Below are 960 nucleotides of genomic sequence, written 5' to 3'. Positions count from 1 at the left end.
CAGAACCGCATCATGGGCGCTCCGCCCCGGCCGGAAGCCGTAGGAGGAGTCGGAGAAGTCCGGATCGAAGATCGGCATCAGCACCTGATGCATCGCCTGCTGAATGAGCCGGTCCAGGACGGTCGGGATGCCCAGTTGGCGCATTCCCTTGCCGCCGGGCTTGGGGATTTTCACCCCGCGCACCAACGCCGGTCTGTAACGACCCGCCAGCAGCTCTTCTCTGATGCGCGGCCAGTGCTCCGTGAGGTGGGGCTTCAGCTGCACAACCGTCATCTTGTCGATGCCCGGTGCGCCCTTTTTCCTCACCACCCGGTGGTAAGCCGCCATCATGTTCTCGCGGCTGAGGATCATCTCCATCAGTCGCCCGTCTGCCTCCGGTCGAGAGGGTGACGGTCCTGCCGTGGGGCTCGATGCAACCGATGCCTGCTTTCGCGGCTTCCGGCCGCTGCTCCAGGTTTCGGCACGGAGGTTTTCGGCTCCGTCTTCTGCATCTTGTCCAACCATCGAAAGACCGTTCTCCGTCCGGCACTTCGTGTTCAGCCCTTCGCCGTTTGGTCCGGCTACTACGGCCTCTGCTGACTCCTGCCGACCCATCCCGGCGCCTCTCGGCGGCGGTAGCACACCCGTTTCCGGGGGCAGGTCGGCAGACCTCCCAGGGTAAGACGCGTGACCTTCGTGCCATATACCTGTCGCATCTACGGCCGCACCCTCCGGGTGATATCGGGCTTCGGGTTTTGTCGCCCCCTCGCCCGGATGCGAACGCCTCATATGCTCTTCCTGTTCGTCAGGCCGGCACTTTGCTTGCAGCTTCCTTCAGACCCCGCCTCGCGACGACGCCCTTGCTGTTCGGCTAGCGGTTCCCATCACCAGGGTCCGCAGAGGACTTTCACCTCCAAGTCATTGGCCGGATACCATCCCGGCCGAACGGTGCTTGCGCACCACGCACCATGCCTGGCGCAC

General features: G+C 64.2%; 1 pseudogene. It reads right to left on the bottom strand.

Annotated elements, in window-relative coordinates:
• Nucleotides 1-357: pseudogene (locus NMG80_RS01815) on the bottom strand (reverse transcriptase domain-containing protein); the annotation flags it as partial.
• Nucleotides 358-960 lie beyond the last annotated feature (603 nt).

Source organism: Mesorhizobium escarrei (assembly GCF_935825525.1).
GTDB lineage: Bacteria > Pseudomonadota > Alphaproteobacteria > Rhizobiales > Rhizobiaceae > Mesorhizobium > Mesorhizobium escarrei.
This window is presented reverse-complemented; position numbering and strand designations above follow the sequence as displayed.